This is a genomic window from Citrobacter arsenatis, from assembly GCF_004353845.1.
In the GTDB taxonomy this organism is placed as follows: domain Bacteria; phylum Pseudomonadota; class Gammaproteobacteria; order Enterobacterales; family Enterobacteriaceae; genus Citrobacter; species Citrobacter arsenatis.
This window is the reverse complement of the sequence record NZ_CP037864.1, coordinates 1,345,211-1,362,000: the sequence shown is the minus strand read 5'-3', so window position 1 is coordinate 1,362,000 and position 16,790 is coordinate 1,345,211. Positions and strand designations below refer to the sequence as shown.

At 50.3% G+C, this 16,790-nt stretch carries 14 protein-coding genes; 3 read left to right on the top strand and 11 right to left on the bottom strand.

Features of this window, described 5'->3' with window-relative positions:
• Positions 1–35 precede the first annotated feature (35 nt).
• From E1B03_RS07365 to E1B03_RS07350, 4 genes are read right to left on the bottom strand one after another with little or no spacing between them, the layout of a single operon-like run.
• On the bottom strand, positions 36–929 hold the full coding sequence (locus E1B03_RS07365) for a carbamate kinase (protein WP_103772037.1): 894 nt from the start codon (positions 927–929) through the stop codon (positions 36–38).
• 3 nt (positions 930–932) lie between these two features.
• On the bottom strand, positions 933–1,742 hold the full coding sequence (locus tag E1B03_RS07360) for an oxamate carbamoyltransferase subunit AllH family protein (protein WP_133085942.1): 810 nt from the start codon (positions 1,740–1,742) through the stop codon (positions 933–935).
• A gap of 11 nt (positions 1,743–1,753) precedes the next feature.
• Positions 1,754–3,013 (bottom strand): YlbE family protein, encoded by a 1,260-nt coding sequence (locus E1B03_RS07355; RefSeq protein WP_133085941.1) that lies wholly within the window; start codon positions 3,011–3,013, stop codon positions 1,754–1,756.
• A gap of 9 nt (positions 3,014–3,022) precedes the next feature.
• A complete protein-coding gene (locus tag E1B03_RS07350) occupies positions 3,023–4,690 on the bottom strand; it encodes an acyl-CoA synthetase FdrA (protein WP_133085940.1) in 1,668 nt (555 codons plus the stop codon).
• Positions 4,691–5,006: 316 nt separating this feature from the next.
• Here E1B03_RS07350 and allD point away from each other — a divergent pair, with 316 nt between their 5' ends.
• Genes allD through allE form a run of 3 tightly spaced genes read left to right on the top strand, consistent with a single transcriptional unit; the run spans position 5,007 to position 8,109 of the window.
• Positions 5,007–6,056, top strand: coding sequence for an ureidoglycolate dehydrogenase (allD, locus tag E1B03_RS07345; protein ID WP_103772041.1), 1,050 nt, complete (start codon positions 5,007–5,009; stop codon positions 6,054–6,056).
• A 21-nt stretch (positions 6,057–6,077) separates the two neighbouring features.
• Entirely contained in the window at positions 6,078–7,313 is a 1,236-nt protein-coding gene (allC, locus tag E1B03_RS07340) for an allantoate deiminase (RefSeq protein ID WP_133085939.1), read from the top strand.
• A 10-nt stretch (positions 7,314–7,323) separates the two neighbouring features.
• Entirely contained in the window at positions 7,324–8,109 is a 786-nt protein-coding gene (allE, locus tag E1B03_RS07335; RefSeq protein WP_133085938.1) for a (S)-ureidoglycine aminohydrolase, read from the top strand.
• 79 nt (positions 8,110–8,188) lie between these two features.
• Here allE and glxK read toward each other — a convergent pair whose 3' ends face one another.
• The 7 genes from glxK to hyi all read right to left on the bottom strand — a co-directional run bounded on the left by glxK (position 8,189) and on the right by hyi (position 16,780).
• Positions 8,189–9,337: a glycerate 3-kinase gene (gene glxK, locus E1B03_RS07330; protein ID WP_103772044.1), complete on the bottom strand. Its 1,149-nt coding sequence runs from the start codon at positions 9,335–9,337 to the stop codon at positions 8,189–8,191.
• Between the two features lie 21 nt (positions 9,338–9,358).
• Positions 9,359–10,657, bottom strand: coding sequence for a uracil/xanthine transporter (locus E1B03_RS07325; protein ID WP_133085937.1), 1,299 nt, complete (start codon positions 10,655–10,657; stop codon positions 9,359–9,361).
• A gap of 57 nt (positions 10,658–10,714) precedes the next feature.
• A complete protein-coding gene (allB, locus tag E1B03_RS07320) occupies positions 10,715–12,076 on the bottom strand; it encodes an allantoinase AllB (RefSeq protein ID WP_103772046.1) in 1,362 nt (453 codons plus the stop codon).
• A gap of 74 nt (positions 12,077–12,150) precedes the next feature.
• A complete protein-coding gene (locus E1B03_RS07315; RefSeq protein WP_103772047.1) occupies positions 12,151–13,611 on the bottom strand; it encodes an allantoin transporter in 1,461 nt (486 codons plus the stop codon).
• A 95-nt stretch (positions 13,612–13,706) separates the two neighbouring features.
• Positions 13,707–14,957, bottom strand: a complete 1,251-nt coding sequence (locus tag E1B03_RS07310; protein WP_103772048.1) for an MFS transporter — start codon at positions 14,955–14,957, stop codon at positions 13,707–13,709.
• A gap of 67 nt (positions 14,958–15,024) precedes the next feature.
• Entirely contained in the window at positions 15,025–15,903 is an 879-nt protein-coding gene (gene glxR, locus E1B03_RS07305) for a 2-hydroxy-3-oxopropionate reductase (protein ID WP_133085936.1), read from the bottom strand.
• Between the two features lie 100 nt (positions 15,904–16,003).
• Positions 16,004–16,780 (bottom strand): hydroxypyruvate isomerase, encoded by a 777-nt coding sequence (gene hyi, locus E1B03_RS07300; RefSeq protein WP_133085935.1) that lies wholly within the window; start codon positions 16,778–16,780, stop codon positions 16,004–16,006.
• Positions 16,781–16,790: the final 10 nt, after the last annotated feature.

Sequence of the window (16,790 nt, the reverse complement as noted above, 5' to 3'; positions counted from 1 at the left end):
AGATACGGGGCGTGCTGATACACGCCCCGTTTTTTTTACAGACGGATACAGGTTCCGGCTTTGCCCGCCAGCGTATCTTCAATACGTGACAGCGCGCCAATCCATGCCGGTTTTCCACGTCGCTTCACATATCCGCTGACGGCAGTTACCTTTGGTCCCATCGAACCATCAGCTTTAGCAAAAGGCGCTAGCTCATCAGGAGAGGCCTGACGAATCGCGCGCTGGTCCGGCGTCCCCCAGTTTTCATAGACCGCATCGGCATCGGTAAGAATAACCAAACCGTCGGCATCAATCTGTTCGGCCAGCAGCGCAGCCGCCAGGTCCTTATCAATAACCGCTTCAGATCCTAATCCTTCACCCGTGACGGGTACACCGCCGCCGCCGCTGCAAATCACCACATGCCCTTCTTTGAGTAAGAGCTTAATGGCATCGCTTTCAACGATCTGGCGAGGTTCTGGCGAAGCGACAACACGCCGCAGATATTTGCCGTCACGCTTCATATGCCAACCGTAGGTCGCTTCCAGTTGCGTTTGTTCTTCGGGCGAATAGACCGGGCCGATAAATTTTTCCGGTGCCATAAACGCAGGATCGTCCTCAGACACCACAATCCGGGTTAACACCGTGGTCACCGGTGGCATCTGTGGTTCAGCGGTTAAACTCTGGGCCAACATATAACCAATCATGCCCTGAGTCTCAGCCACCAGCACATCTAATGGATAAGGCTCGACCTCCTTCCAGGCAAGATTCTGTAACGATAGCAAGCCAACCTGCGGTCCGTTGCCATGTACGATAGCCAGGCGGTACGAGCGCGCCAGACGCGCCAGAGCGGGCACGGCGCTGGCGATATTACGATATTGGTTTTCTGCCGTCAGCGCCTCGCCGCGCTGCAATAATGCGTTGCCACCGAGAGCAACAACCAGCGTTTTCATTCCCTATCCTTCTATGATTTGTTGTCCAATCCAGAACCCCAACAGGGTGTCTGCGCCGGAGGTATGCCCAAGCGCCAGCAGCGAATTTATCGCCGCATCCAGCCTTTCCTGGCGACGCAGGGCATGGGTGAAGTGGAGTAAAGGTGAAGCGAAGTACCCTAATGCCGCGTAGCGCAAGTAGCTCACGCTAACCACGGTCGTTGTCTGTTCAAGGTTGCCGGAATAATCAAAAAAACGGAGGCCGGACTCCTTATTCAACGCGCCAAAATACCAGGCAGCCAACAGCATGCCGGTCAACGTGTCATCATGGCTGGGCGTTAAACCTGGTCCCTTGCCTAACCACTGCCGCCAGTCTGTCGACAAGCCGGCAAGCGCTGAGAAGAAGCAGTGGCGAAACTGGCGTAGTTCAGGGCACAAAGGCAGGTTTGCCGCCAGCATTAGCGGTCCGAACAATCCCGTTTCCTCACCGCGATCCATCCACGCAGATGCAAGGCGCGGGGCACGTGGGCGATAGGTTATTTGCAATGAACAAAGGCGCTGCGGTTGGCATAGCAGATACGGTCCCAAAGCAATCCCCCCAGGGACAGCCAGGGGGGCTTCACTACCGCTTAACGCCGCACGTAGCGCATCAAAATCCTGTGCACGGATCACCCATCCCCCTGGGCTAAAGCCGCTTCCCTGGCGGTGTAGCGTTAACAGCGCGCCCCCTTCGGCGACAAGGTTAATTGAGCGTCGCCAGACGCCAGACAATTGCCAGGACTGGCGAAAATCCGGAGACTGCTGGCTGCCCATCAGAGGATGAATGATCATCATGCGCACCTCTGTCAGCTAATGCCCATACTTTCTGCCAGCGCTTCCAGAGCCAGCTCAAAACAGGCCAGCGGCGCACGGACCGTACCCGCGCCAATCTGGCCAATACCGGCCTCTTTATGGGCGATACCGGTATTAATAAGCGGCGTAATCCCCGTTTCGACCACGCGGCGGATATCGAGCCCCAGACAGGCCCCCTGGAAATCCCAGCTGGGGATCTGCAGTTGCATATTGCGCTCCAGATAGATTTCCGCCATCTCTTCGGATACGGATTTCGCGGCTTCCATTCCTCCGGCACCGACAAAACGCGTCACGCCAGGTGCGGCGATCATCGCCGCGCCGCCGATACCAAAGGTTTCGGTGATAGCGCTATCGCCCATATCCGGGTTAGCCTGTTCCTGTGAAAAACCGGTAAAGAACAGCCCCTGCGGTGTGTTAACAGGCGCGGTAAACCAGCGATCGCCAAGTCCGCTCACGCGAATACCGAACATGTCGCCATTACGGGTCATTGCCGTCACAATACTGCCAGAACGCACCTGTGCTCCGGCATCCATTGCCGCTTTGCAGTAAGCCATCGCCAGGTTGAGGAAAAACTGGTCGGTTACGCTGAGAAAATCCATCACCTCAGCAATCTGCTGTTTATCATGCTCCAGACGCGCAATTTGCGGTGCCAGCGTACGCATCAGCAGGGCTGAAGAGGCAATGTTGCGTTGATGGAACTCATCGCCCATCGTTATGCCCTGCGCCATCATGGCGGTCAGATCAATACCCTGCTCCAAAGAGTCCAGCGCTGCGCTCAATACCGGCATCAGAACGTCACGCATCCAACGTAAACGCTGCTGGACATCCTCACCGTAGGCACCAAAGCGCATCACTTTGCCAATGCCTTCGTTGAGATTGCAGTAAGCCCGGTTCCCTTCAGTGATGTTTTCCACCACCAGCATCGGCATGCTGGCAGAGGTGATCCCCCCCATAGGCCCCACGGCATTAACATGATGGCAAGGTACAAAATTGACTTTTCCCTGCTCAAGTAATGCCAGTGCGCTCATTTCATTATCAGCCCACCCTTCAAACAGGCATGCACCGATGCATGCCCCTTTCATCGGGCCGGTCATCTCTTGCCAGCGCATTGGCGGTCCCGCATGAAGCAGCGTTTTTCCTTCATTGAGTTCGCTGATTAACGAGGACGCAGGTTGCACATCCAGCCAGTGCGGACGCGCACGACGAATTTGTTCGATTACTGCAGCATTGGCTTGCGCCACTGATGTAAACATTGGAACCCCTTATTGCAAACGTTCTAATAAACGAGCCAGTTTTTTATTACCGCCAGCGACAGGCGCCCACTGGTAATGCACCACAGGCTTTTCTGCCGCCTGTAAATCCAGTGCAAAACTGCGTAACCCGGCATTAATGACCGCTACTTTTTCCAGTAGCGAAGGTGCAGATTGATGAGATAACGGTTGAGATGGTCGAATCAGTTCGGCGGCAAGCAGCGTTGCCTCAGGCAGTGAACTCACCACGGCGATACCAGCATCTTCCAGCGTGGCAATTTGCAATGAACGACACTGCGGATCGTGTTCGGTACCGGTCACCGTCGCAATCGCAAACAGCGGTTGCTCGATATCTCGGGCGTCACATGCCTTTTGCCATGCCTGAACCAGTGATGTGGCCGGATCCGCCGTCGCGCCGTAGCCAATCACGACATCCACCAGCAGCACCCGCACCTGTGGCTGTGAACCCAGGTCCGTAATAAGTTGATTACGCAAAGCAGGGTCGATCATCGGATGCGGTCGCCCAACGGTGTAAAAATCATCCCCCAGGTCGATAATCTGGTGCCCGGCGGCATCCAGCATCATGCCGTGATGATGCTGTGCATCCGCAGCAACGTTCAGGTGCGCGGCCAGCAGCCCCGCGGCTTCGGCAGCCAGCGTACCTCCGGTATAGAGCCCCCGAATCAGGCCATCTCCCGAAGCAGTAAGCGCACTGCGTCGCGCCGTGACTCGCGCCAGCAAACAAGCGAGACGAGCCGCATCATCCAGCGTCGATGCAAACCAGACGTTCTCATCGCGGGGCGCTCTGCAGGTGTAACCTAAAAACAAGGCCACAACCGGTTTTCCCGTGGCTTTCATCGCCGTGACGATACGCTGACGAACAGCTTCTGCCGGTGGTTTTGACACAAAAGCCAGCACCTGACTTTTATCATCGGTACCAAGCATCTCCAGCGCGGTAAGTGCGCTAATTCCGCCCACCTCAGCGCTCAAATCACGTCCGCCCAGGCCGATAGCGTGAGTGATGCCTTCCCCAGCCAGCGCTATCTGTGAACAGAGTTCCTGGATCCCTGTGCCCGAGGCGCCTATCACACCAATGTTGCCTTCCGGCATCACGTTGGCAAAAGCCAGCGGCGTACCAGCGATCATGGCGGTTCCACAATCCGGTCCCATCACCAGCAGACCTTTATCTTGTGCGCGGCGCTTTAGATTAATTTCATCTTCCAGCGTGACGTTGTCGGAGAACATCATGACGTTCAGGTTACGATCCAGCGCCTGGCTCGCCAGCTCTGCCGCGTATTCGCCAGCAACAGAAATTAACGTCATATTCGCATCAGGCAGTTTCTGACAGGCGCTTTCCCAGCGTCTGACCTGCAGAAGCGTTTGGCTCCCTCCGGTTGCCTGCGCCAACTGCTGCAACGACTCATCCAATTGCTGCAAAATGGCCTGGGTAATACTTTCATCAGCCGTTTCAGTACGAATAGCCACGCAAATATCATTCGGCGTCGCCTGATTAAAATCGTCATGCCAAAACCCGGTCGTTTCCAGCAATGATTTATTCGCTGGCGTACCCATCATGACCGATACATCGTCTACATTTTCGGACTCACTCAGCTTGCGTGAAATAATCATTAAACTGACAGAGTCCTGAAAACACCCTTTTTTAATAAAGGCGTGAATCATAACAGCCCCTTAATAATCGCACCCATGGCAATTGCACGAGTAGTGTTAATGTGGAATTCAAGGTATATATCCAAAATCACAAATAGAGTGACTGATATCACATACAACTTATTAGCAAAAGAATTTTAATAACCACCAGGGGATTACATGTTATTTTCTAACGGCATTATTTATTTAAAAAGAAATGGCAAATCAGCACTGATTATCAAATAAATTCTAACTATATTTTTTTGTGTGTCTGGATCACATAATCAATTTATATTCCCGGTATGTTAACGGCAGTCATGCTTCACACCGTCGTTAAAAAGGAAGACAGATGAAAATCAGTCGGGAAACACTCCACCAGCTTATCGAGAATAAGCTTTGCAAGGCCGGACTAAAACGTGAGCACGCCGCAACGGTTGCCGAGGTATTGGTGTATGCCGATGCCAGAGGCATTCACTCTCATGGCGCCGTACGCGTTGAATACTATGCCGAGCGCATTTCAAAAGGCGGCACCAACCGCGAACCCACATTTCGTTTTGAAGATACCGGTCCCTGCTCAGCGATTTTGCACGCCGATAATGCCGCTGGCCAAGTCGCCGCCAAGATGGGTATGGAGCATGCAATTGAGATTGCTAAAAAAAATGGTGTCGCCGTTGTCGGAATTAGCCGAATGGGACACAGCGGAGCCATTTCTTACTTTGTACAACAAGCCGCTCGCGCAGGCCTGATTGGCCTCTCCGTTTGCCAGTCCGACCCGATGGTCGTACCGTTCGGCGGCGCGGATATTTACTACGGTACCAATCCCTTAGCCTTCGCCGCACCAGGGGTAGACGACGATATCATGACCTTTGATATGGCGACGACGGTGCAGGCCTGGGGCAAAGTTCTGGATGCCCGCTCACGTAACGAACCGATCCCGGATACCTGGGCTGTCGATAAAAATGGCGCGCCGACTTCCGATCCATTTGCTGTCAATGCGTTGCTACCCGCCGCCGGACCAAAAGGCTATGGCCTGATGATGATGATCGATGTGTTATCCGGCATTCTATTAGGATTACCGTTTGGTCGTCAGGTCAGTTCAATGTATGAAGATTTACATGCTGGACGTAATTTAGGCCAACTGCATTTAGTGATTAATCCCGAGTTTTTCTCCTCCAGCCAATTATTTCGTCAGCACCTGAGTCAAACCATGCAAGAGTTAAATACCGTCACTCCTGCACCTGGCTTTAAACAGGTTTATTACCCCGGACAGGATCAAGATATTAATCAACGCAATGCTGCAGTTCATGGCATCGACATTGTTGACGATATTTATCAATACCTGATTTCCGATGCTCTCTATATCAAGTCATACGAAACAAAGAATCCCTTTGCACAATAATTATTGAAACAGGAATTTCATATGATCAACCATTTTCGTCACGCAATAGAAGAAACCCTTCCCTGGCTCTCTTCCTTTGGCGCAGATCCTACCGGTGGGATGACGCGCTTGCTGTATTCGCCTGAATGGCTTGAAACACAACAGCAATTTAAAAAGCGTATGGATGCCAGTGGCCTGGAAACGCGCTTTGATGAAGTGGGCAATTTGTACGGCCGCCTGCGCGGGAGCGAATCCCCGGAACAGGTAATTTTAAGCGGCTCGCATATTGATACCGTCGTCAATGGCGGCAATCTTGACGGTCAGTTTGGTGCGCTGGCGGCTTGGCTCGCGATTGACTGGCTTAAGAGTACCTATGGCGCACCGCTGAAAACGGTCGAAATCGTTTCCATGGCGGAAGAGGAAGGCAGCCGTTTCCCGTATGTCTTCTGGGGCAGCAAAAACATTTTTGGACTGGCAAATCCTGATGACGTCCGTAACATCCAGGACGCGAAAGGCACCCGTTTTGTTGACGCAATGAACGCCTGCGGCTTTACCCTCCCCGCAGAACCGCTTCACGCACGCACGGACATTAAAGCCTTCGTTGAATTGCACATCGAGCAAGGGTGCGTGCTCGAAAGTAACGGTCAGTCAATAGGGGTCGTCAACGCGATTGTCGGGCAACGTCGCTATACGGTAACGCTGAACGGCGAATCCAACCATGCGGGTACAACGCCGCTGAGCTATCGTCGCGACACCGTTTACGCCTTCAGCCGCATCTGCAGCCAGTCCATTGAGAAAGCCAAAATGCACGGCGATCCTCTGGTCCTGACCTTTGGCAAAGTTGAACCACAGCCAAACACCGTCAACGTGGTGCCAGGAAAAACGACCTTCACGATCGATTGTCGTCATACCGACGCCGACGTGTTGCGTGATTTTACTCAGCAACTGGAAAATGACATGCGCGCCATCTGTGATGAAATGGATATCGGCATTGATATCGATTTGTGGATGGACGAAACGCCGGTACCGATGGACAGCAACCTGGTCGCCACTCTCACCGAATTGTGTGAAAAAGAACAACTGAACTATCGGGTAATGCACAGCGGCGCGGGCCACGATGCACAGATTTTCGCTCCTCGTGTGCCGACCTGCATGATTTTTATTCCCAGTATTAACGGTATCAGCCACAACCCCGCTGAACGCACAAATATTAACGACCTTGCCGAAGGGGTCAAAACTCTGGCATTAATGCTTCATCAACTTGCCTGGCAGAAATAAGGAGTCAACAATGGGATATCTGAATAACGTCACGGGTTACCGCGATGATTTACTGGCTAACCGCGCCATTATAAAACACGGTAACTTCGCCCTCTTAACCCCAGATGGACTGGTTAAAAACATCATCCCGGGTTTTGAAAATTGTGACGTCACCATCCTCTCAACGCCTAAACTGGGCGCGTCGTTTGTTGATTATCTGGTGACGGTACATCAGAACGGTGGTAACCAGAGTGGCTTCGGCGGCGAGGGTATTGAAACGTTCGTTTACGTTATTTCCGGTAAAATTGAGGCGAAAGCGGAAGGTAAAACGTTCGCTTTAACTCAGGGTGGATACCTGTATTGCCCGCCAGGCGAGATGCTCACCTTTAGCAATGCCCAGGCAGAAGACAGCCAGCTGTTTTTATACAAACGTCGTTACATACCTGTAGCGGGGCATTCGCCGTGGCTGGTCTCCGGTAACGCTAATCAGTTAGAACGCATCCATTACGAAGGCATGGATGACGTGATCCTATTGGATTTTCTGCCTAAAGAGTTGGGCTTCGATATGAACATGCACATTTTGTCGTTTGAGCCAGGCGCCAGCCATGGTTATATCGAAACACACGTGCAGGAACACGGGGCTTATATTCTTTCAGGCCAGGGAGTATATAACCTCGATAATCAGTGGATCCCAGTGAAAAAAGGCGATTACATCTTTATGGGCGCTTATTCCCTGCAGGCCGGATACGGCGTGGGTCGCGGTGAAGCATTCAGCTATATCTATTCCAAAGATTGCAACCGGGATGTTGAGATCTAACGGCGTACAGCCCGCCTGATAATTTTTTATTTAGCTATGTTGGGTTTTGCCACGGTTTATACCGTGGCTTTTTTTATGCTTAACGCTGATTTACCACCTGGCCCAGCTTCATCGCACAAGCGATATTACGCGCGCAGTGATAAAGATTGGATTCGCCGTTCGCCAGCACTTCCGCCAACGGGGCGAGCCGCGGCAAAATACTGAATACCGCATCAATGCCATGATCGTGGACCACCTCCACACCTTCCCCCAACACCCCAGCGATACCAATAACGGGAACGTTATGCTGCATGGCCACCGACGCTACGCCAATTGGCGCTTTACCGCCGACCGTTTGCGAATCAATACGTCCCTCACCGGTGATGACCAGCGATGCATCTTTGATGGACTGATCCAGTTGAACGGCCTGCAGCACAATCTCAATGCCTGGTTTCAGGTTGGCATGCAGGAAGATAACCGCAGCAATCCCCATTCCTCCGGCTGCCCCACCGCCCGCAACCTGAGCAACATCCTCACCGGTCAGCGTTTGCAGCACACGAGCATAATTGAGTAACCCTGCCTCCAGCGTCTCAACCATCTCAGGCGTCGCTCCTTTCTGCGGGCCGAATACCCTTGCTGCACCGCGCGGGCCAACCAACGGGTTATCCACGTCACAGGCAACGTCAATGCGACATGTTTTCAGCCGCGGGTCGCACTGTTGCAAGTCGATGCTCGCAAGGCGAGACAAGCTACCGCCCCCCGCACTCAATGACGCCCCTTGCGCGTCAAGAAACTGCACGCCGAGTGCCTGGGCCATCCCCATACCGCCATCAACAGTGGCACTTCCGCCAATACCCAGAATAATATGACGAATACCGGCATCCAACGCATGACGAATCAGCTCACCGGTGCCGTAACTTGAAGCCAGGAGAGGATTGCGCGCCTGCGGTTCGACCAGCATCAGTCCACTCGCGGCCGCCATTTCAATAATGGCTGTCTTTCCGTCACCTGTCAGGCCATAAAATCCCATGACCTGTTCTCCCATCGGTCCGCAGACCTCCACAGAGACTACTTTTCCCCCTGTAGCCGCCACCATTGCATCAACGGTCCCCTCTCCACCATCAGCAACCGGCAAACAAATATATTCCGCTTCCGGGAATATGGCTGAAAATCCGGCTTTAATTGCCTGGCAGCATTGGTCGGCGCTTAAGCTCTCTTTAAATGAATCTGGCGCAATTACAATTTTCATCATCAATCCTTTTTAATCATGTTATTTAATGCGTTCCCATGGAATGAGATTTTCCATAAGCACCGCCAGTAAAATCCCCACCAGCAAACCATTGCTCAGTAATGGTCGAATAGTCAGCGGAAGATCTTGTAAATAAACCGGAGGCAACCCCATCAAAAAAATGCCGACAAATAGCGGGAGTGCCAGTCGGTAAATATTCCGTGCGGTAAATGTGATTTGCTGACTAAATACCAGTCCGGAATAAAGCAGCGGAAGGTAAGAAACCAGCATCACGGCACTGCTGATCGCCAGCGGAATAGCACAGAATAAGCGGGTTAGCGGCGTCACTATCGCCACGCATAAACATAATACGCTGCCGCAAATAAATGATTTACGCGAGCTGTCGCCGGTCTGTGTCAACAGGCCGATAGAAGAGACAAAAGGTGAAAATGGAATAACGGCAAACGGTACTGTCACCAGCGTCATAAAGCCGGAAATGATAAAGCTGCGACGATAGCGCGAACTGCTGGAGCCTTGCTGCACATAAAAAACATCCGTGCCGCGCACCGCGCCATAGGTATTACTGATATTCACCAGACCGGTGATAACCGCCGTCAGAATAATGCCCGGTAACAGTTTGCCATGGCTACCTAACGGGAACCACTGCCAGCTTAATTCGCTGGATGGCAGGGATGCTGATGGGAAACACAGTCGCCAAAGTCCCCACCCCACTACCGCCCCTACCAACAGGGCATAACGCGAAATCCGCTGCGGTAAAAAGATAATCATCGCAAGGATGAAGCACATCACGCCCACAGCCAGGCTAAAGGGCGCCAGTTGAATTTTGACGCTGGTATCAGCAATGCCAAAGGGCAAACCCAGCATGCCCTTAAAAAAGATGGTAGTCAGCTGCGCACCGAGCAGCAGCATAAAAAAGACCATGACTGTCGGGGTAAAAAGCCGGGCCAACCTGTGTCCTAAGCCGCTAAAACCGATAATCATCGTCAGCACAGCGGAAATCACTATCCCAACCGACAGACTGGTGGCGATATCATTGAGCGGTGTCCCGCGTGACGCTTCCGCCAGGGTAATTGTCAGAATGGTGCCCCACCATAAACCGGTCGGTCCTTCCATAATGGCGCGACGGTGGCCACAAATGACCTGCGCAAGACAGGCCAGCGACGTCGTTAAAAACGCGTACTGCGTAAGCATTAGCAGATTGCTGGCAGGGAGATGAAAAGCAGACACCAGCGTTGGCGGGACCACGACCGTATTGCAAAAAATAAAGAAAAACCACTGAAAGCCAGATAGCAAACTTTCGCGGTTAATAACAGGAAGCATATTCATACCTTAAAATAGGAATGCCCGCCGACACGACGGGCATTAATTCACATCACATTATTGTTGATGTTTAAGGATAAATTGACCTTTTGGCGAAACCGGGAAACCCTGCTCAATGTCATAGATAACATCACCACGCAGAATAGTTTTCGTAATGCGTGCGCCAATCGTCCGGCCAACATACGGACTCACTTTGTGACGATATTCCAGGTCTTCGTTCTTCAGAACGTATTTGCTGTCCGGTTGAATAAAGACGAAGTCAGCATCTTTACCCGGGGCGATACGACCTTTCTGCTTCAGACCAAAAATGTCTGCGGCATTGGTTGCCATCAATTTAGCGAATAGCGGCAGGGACATACCGCGTTTTTGCACGGCTTCATCAAACATAACGTCCATGCAGCTCTGCAGTCCGGCAATACCGCCCCACGCCTGCATGATATTGCCGGCCTTCATTTCCGGAGGGCATGGAGAGTGGTCAGAAACCAGGCAGTCAATCTCACCGTTAAACAGTTTTTCCCACATACCCTGCTGGTTCTGCAGATCGCGGATGGGTGGAGAACATTTGGCCAACGTACCAATCTCTTCAAACTGATCGGTATCCAGCACGAAATAATGTGGACACGATTCGCAGGTCACATCCTGACCTTCCTGACGGGCGCGGGTCACCTCTTCTACGCCTTCCGGACTGCTGATATGACAGACGTGCAGGCGACAACCGGCGACTTTCGCCAGATATAGCACGCGACGAATAGCTTCCACCTCGGTAAATACCGGACGTGAGGCCACATAATCATGTGCTGTCACGCGGCCTTCGCGTTTAGCTTCCTCACCAAGCTCGTCACAAATGAGCGCGTTTTCGCAATGCACCAATACCGTTTGGTTCATTTCTGCTAACTTCTGCGCACCTTTGTAAAACTGCCAGTCGTTAACGTCACGGAAATCATTGTCGATTCCGCGGTCGCCACAGGTAGCAACGAAGCATTTGAAACCAACGACACCGACTTCATCCAGTTCGTGCAGACGGTCGAGGTTGTAAGAGACCAGACCACCAAGCTGTGCTGCATCGATGGTCAGCTTGCCTTTCGCCGCATCAAATTTCAGTTCGATGGTTTCACGATCCACCGTCGCTGGCAGCTGGTTGAGAGGCATTTCGATCATTGTGGTGATGCCACCTTTGGCCGCTGCACGAGTCCCTGTTTCATACCCCTCCCAATGCGTACGGCCCGGCTCAGAGATATGGGTATGCGCATCAACCATGCCGGGTGAAACCACCAGGCCCGTCGCATCCATTACCTGCTTCGCCTCACCCAGGTTCTCGCCAATGGCGGCGATTTTTCCTGCCTGGACGGCAATATCAATAATGCGAGCTTCATTTTCTAAAATAACAGTACCGTTCTTAATAATTAAATCAAAAGACATAACAAACTCCTTGTATGGATACAGATAGTTTTTATAAATAACGCACTTTTAATAAAAGGCGCGTACTGATTTCATCACATCTGGCCTGTAAATTTCTGTACTGCGGCTGGTTGTCCAACCGTTCTTTTTTTCAGTAAGGCATATGCCACAAAAGCGACAATAACCCCAACAAACCACGACACTCGCGATAACGGCTCGAGGAATGGAATAAACTTACCACCCAGCGAAAGAATTACAGCGACTAACGTTACGGAGAATGCAGTCAGGTTAAATCCATTGTCATAATATTGGTAGTCACCGCTGGCGGTATATAACTCGTCAAGATTAATTTGACCACGCATAACGACAAAATAATGGGCTAACATAACGCCAATAACGGGGCCAAGCATCCCACCAATGATATCCAGAAACAAATAAATACTGCTCTGATTCTCCATTAATTTCCACGGGCAAATCAGCAAACTAATAATACTGGCGATCAATACACCATTCTTATACGTTAATTTAGTGGGGGCAATTGCGGCAATCTGATAACCGGCAGGGATAATATTACCCGTAGCGTTTGTTGAGATAGTTGTCATCAGAATAACCAAAACAGCGAAAAATGAGGCAAACAGACTGTCCCAGCGCTGTACGATATCCAACACATTCCACGTATCCATTCCGTAATGAATGCTGGCACCAGCAATAATGCACACGCTGGCAATGGCAAATAGCACGTATGCAACAATAAGTCCCAGCGTCTGGCCCAGCGCTTGTTCACGAAATGAGTGAGCATTTTGCGTGAAGTCTGATGCGCTCACCGCCGGTGCGGCCCATACCGCAACCACCGCGTTAATCACCACCAGGAACAAGAATCCGCTATTGCCCGCCTTTTGCACACCGCCAGGAATGTAGTCCAGAATCGGTCCAATCCCTACCAGGGAAATTGCCCAGATAGCCATTCCGCCGAATACAATATAAATACAGGGGTTGAGGATAGCGGTAAATTTATTTAATACCTTACCACCGCCAAAACCAATACCGACGTTGATGAGCCAAAAAATAAGAAATGTAATCAATCCCGGTAGAGATAAACCTAATAATGTAAAGTCACCGCCCAGCGTTAAAAAACCTGGCCATATCTTGCCAATCAGAATAAGAAATGCCAGCGATCCGGCATAACATTGCAGACCAAACCACATAATTGCTGCAATCCCCCCTCTCAATAATCCAGGGAAGAGCGCGCCACGTACACCATACGAACCACGCAGAATCATTGCAAAAGGTACACCGTATTTACTTCCAGCAGCACCATTCATCACCATAACTAACGCAATAAATAAGGCACTAATAATAATAGCTAGCATGATGCTGAATGTGGAAAGCCCTAATATAAAGAACCCTCCAACCATAACGTAATTAGGTACGTTATGTACAGAACCCATCCATAATGTAAAATAGTTGAATGTTTTCCAGTTCCGTTGTTCGGCCGTTTTTGGTAATAAGTCGTCACTATAACCACGTTGTTGGTATAGTTCTCTTTGATGTTCCATAAATCCCTCTTGTCACGTATCGGATAACGTTGTAATGGGTTTAGCTATGTGGAACAAAAACAATTAAAATAATGCAAATAATTTTTATAATATTTTTATGCAGAAGCAATAATCGGTGTTGCTTTCTTTTTATATAACGTAACGCCAGCAAAAATAAGCGTCCCGGTTACCACCAGACAAGCCGAGATGACAAAGCTTATCTCTTTAGAACCCGTCAAGTCAGAAATAAATCCGGTTAACGTTGGCGCAATAACCGCTGAACTCATGCCAAAGAAGTTAAACAGACTAAATGCTCTGCCCAGCGTTTTTGAAGACGCCTGCTCAGAAACAAAGGAGATCAGAATCGGATCCACCGCCATTTTACCGAGCAAACCATACAGAGTCAGGCTGACCATCAGCATCGTGGTATTCGGTGATAGCACCGTAAATACCAGCATTGCCGCGGCCATAATTTCCAGACCAAGAATGACTTTGACTTTGCTGTTGCGAAACTTATCGGACAGATGGCTAAAGAACAATGCACCAGGAACCCCCACCACGGCGACCAACGCTGAGGCCACCCCAATCGCGCCGCCATCAAATCCCCTTTCAGTCTGTAGGTAAGACGGGAGCCAGGTCACAATCAGGTAATAGCCATAGCAGGTACAGAAGTAGAGGAAATACACGCTACATAACAACCCCGAAAACAGCGGCGGACTTTTCTCTTCTGTCATCGTTGCCGTTTGCGTTTTTTGGTCTGGTGCCGCCGTTTCGTTTTTTGCCTTACCGCGGATAACCAAAGTAAACACGCACAGCATCACAACCAGCACAGCCGCAACCAGGAACAACACGTTTTGCCAGGCCATGCTCATGCTTTTAACCAACACGCTGGAACCGATTAAACCGATCCCCATCCCTATCGCAGAGCCGCTATTAATAATGGCATTTGCCAGTGCGCGGCGAGCCTGCGGGACATTTGCCGAAGAAAGTGAATACGCTGAACTAAAGAAAGAAGCACAACCCGCCCCCGCCATCAGCGAACCGGCATAGATCATCACCAGTCCAGTAGCTTTTGCGATACTGAGCGTCCCAATAATAAAAAGCGTAAACCCACACATCAGCATAATTTTCTGGCCAAGCTTATCGACCAAAATTCCGCAGGGAATTTGCATGCTGCAATAGGCAAAGAAATAGAAACTGGCGATGGCACCAATTTCTGCATTGCTGACATTACCCAGTGAAGCCTGAATCTCAGGATAAATTGGGGTTAATACGGTGCGATAAATCCATATCGCCACCCAACCCAGACTCATTACGACGACGATCTTCTTCCAGTATTCAATACCGGATTTATTTCTTTCACTCATGACATGCACCTTTCCAAAGTGTGTCTGATTAAAATGTATCGCTGCAGGATCGCAGCGATACCAACGATCATGACAATTTATGATTAGCCATTAACTCCAGAGCCTGAACCATTGCCGAGTGATCCAACTGGCTCCCACCATTCGCAGCACAGGTATTAAATAATTCCTGACAGGTTGCTGTATTAGGCAAATTCAACGAAAGCGCTTTCGCACTTTGTAATGCAAGATTGAGATCTTTTTGATGCAAGGCAATTTTGAAACCAGGATCAAAAGTGCGCTTTATCATGCGCTCGCCATGTACTTCCAGAATACGCGATGAGGCAAACCCGCCCATTAATGCCTGACGCACGCGGACCGGATCTGCACCGGCTTTAGAGGCAAATACCAGCGCTTCAGAAACGGCTTCAATATTTAAGGCAACGATAATTTGGTTAGCTACTTTACAGGTTTGACCATCACCATTACCGCCTACCAGAGTGATGTTTTTACCCAGAATATCAAACAGCGGTTTGACCCGTTCAAATACCTCTGGCTCACCACCAACCATAATGGACAAAGTACCTTCGCGAGCGCCAATTTCCCCACCAGAGACAGGCGCATCCAGATACTCTCCGCCCAACTCATTAACCTGCTTAGCAAAACGTTTGGTTTCGATAGGAGAAATAGAACTCATATCGATAATTGTTTTTCCGTGCAATGAGGTTTTAGCGCAACCGTGTTCACCAAAAAGCACGTCTTCAACCTGCGGCGTGTCAGGAACCATTATGAATATAATGTCTGCTAAATCAGTTACCTGGCACGCAGTTTCAACATTTACCGCGCCCAGCGACAGCAGTTCTTCTGCAACCGGACCAATGGTCGTCACATGTAGCTGATGTCCGGCACGAGCCAGATTAATCGCCATTGGCGATCCCATAATACCCAGGCCAATAAATCCCAGTTTCATTTGCAACCTCTTTTATATCTGTCGGTATTCCTGAATTCAGGCAAAACGATTCCCTTCCAACAGAGTGGAATAAATAGTGTTGCCTGAAATTACTTACAAATTATCGATACTGATTAATCCACGATAATCCCGCTTCGGTGGTAGTCAGCGGTTTATATTCGCAACCTACCCAGCCGTCATAACCTGATTTATCGATAAACTTAAAAATAAAGTCATAATTGATTTCCCCGGTCCCAGGCTCTCCGCGACGAGGATTATCTGCAATTTGCAAATGACCTATTTTATTTGCCCACGTGGTCATGGTTTGAGTTAACTCTCCTTCCATGCGCTGCATATGATAAATATCATACTGAATTTTGATATTATTGCAGCCGACGCTATCAATTAACGCCAGCGCCTGCTGAGTTCCAGTGAGATGGAAACCCGGCATATCAAAATGATTAATCGGCTCAATCAGCAATAAAATATCTTCTTGCGCTAGCATATTGGCCGCATACCGCAGATTTTCCACCAGCGTCTGCTGGATCTGTTCGTCAGAAAACCCTGCTGGCGTTTTCCCTACCAGGCAATTGATTTTTTTATTGCCTAGCTCCTTCGCATATCGAACAGCTGCCGCCACGCCATCACGAAATTCTTCTTCGCGCCCCGGAATACAGGCGATACCGCGTTCACCCGCAGCCCAGTCTCCGGCGGGGAGATTATGCAGCGTATGCTCCAGCTGGTTGGTCTGCAGCTTTTCCTTTAATACGTCAATGTCGTAATCGTAGGGAAACATAAACTCTACGCCACGAAACCCCGATTGTGCCGCTTTATCAAAGCGTTCTAGAAAACTGTATTCCAAAAACAGCATAGAAAGATTGGCTGAGAAACGTAACATCTGTCACCTC

Coding starts and splice junctions, on each gene's coding strand:
- glxK (WP_103772044.1), bottom strand. CDS start 9,337: ATGAAAATTGTAATTGCGCCAGATTCATTTAAAGAGAGCTTAAGCGCC.
- E1B03_RS07350 (WP_133085940.1), bottom strand. CDS start 4,690: ATGATTCACGCCTTTATTAAAAAAGGGTGTTTTCAGGACTCTGTCAGT.
- E1B03_RS07355 (WP_133085941.1), bottom strand. CDS start 3,013: ATGTTTACATCAGTGGCGCAAGCCAATGCTGCAGTAATCGAACAAATT.
- E1B03_RS07360 (WP_133085942.1), bottom strand. CDS start 1,742: ATGATGATCATTCATCCTCTGATGGGCAGCCAGCAGTCTCCGGATTTT.
- hyi (WP_133085935.1), bottom strand. CDS start 16,780: ATGTTACGTTTCTCAGCCAATCTTTCTATGCTGTTTTTGGAATACAGT.
- allB (WP_103772046.1), bottom strand. CDS start 12,076: ATGTCTTTTGATTTAATTATTAAGAACGGTACTGTTATTTTAGAAAAT.
- E1B03_RS07365 (WP_103772037.1), bottom strand. CDS start 929: ATGAAAACGCTGGTTGTTGCTCTCGGTGGCAACGCATTATTGCAGCGC.
- E1B03_RS07310 (WP_103772048.1), bottom strand. CDS start 14,957: ATGAGTGAAAGAAATAAATCCGGTATTGAATACTGGAAGAAGATCGTC.
- glxR (WP_133085936.1), bottom strand. CDS start 15,903: ATGAAACTGGGATTTATTGGCCTGGGTATTATGGGATCGCCAATGGCG.
- allE (WP_133085938.1), top strand. CDS start 7,324: ATGGGATATCTGAATAACGTCACGGGTTACCGCGATGATTTACTGGCT.
- allC (WP_133085939.1), top strand. CDS start 6,078: ATGATCAACCATTTTCGTCACGCAATAGAAGAAACCCTTCCCTGGCTC.
- E1B03_RS07315 (WP_103772047.1), bottom strand. CDS start 13,611: ATGGAACATCAAAGAGAACTATACCAACAACGTGGTTATAGTGACGAC.
- E1B03_RS07325 (WP_133085937.1), bottom strand. CDS start 10,657: ATGCTTCCTGTTATTAACCGCGAAAGTTTGCTATCTGGCTTTCAGTGG.
- allD (WP_103772041.1), top strand. CDS start 5,007: ATGAAAATCAGTCGGGAAACACTCCACCAGCTTATCGAGAATAAGCTT.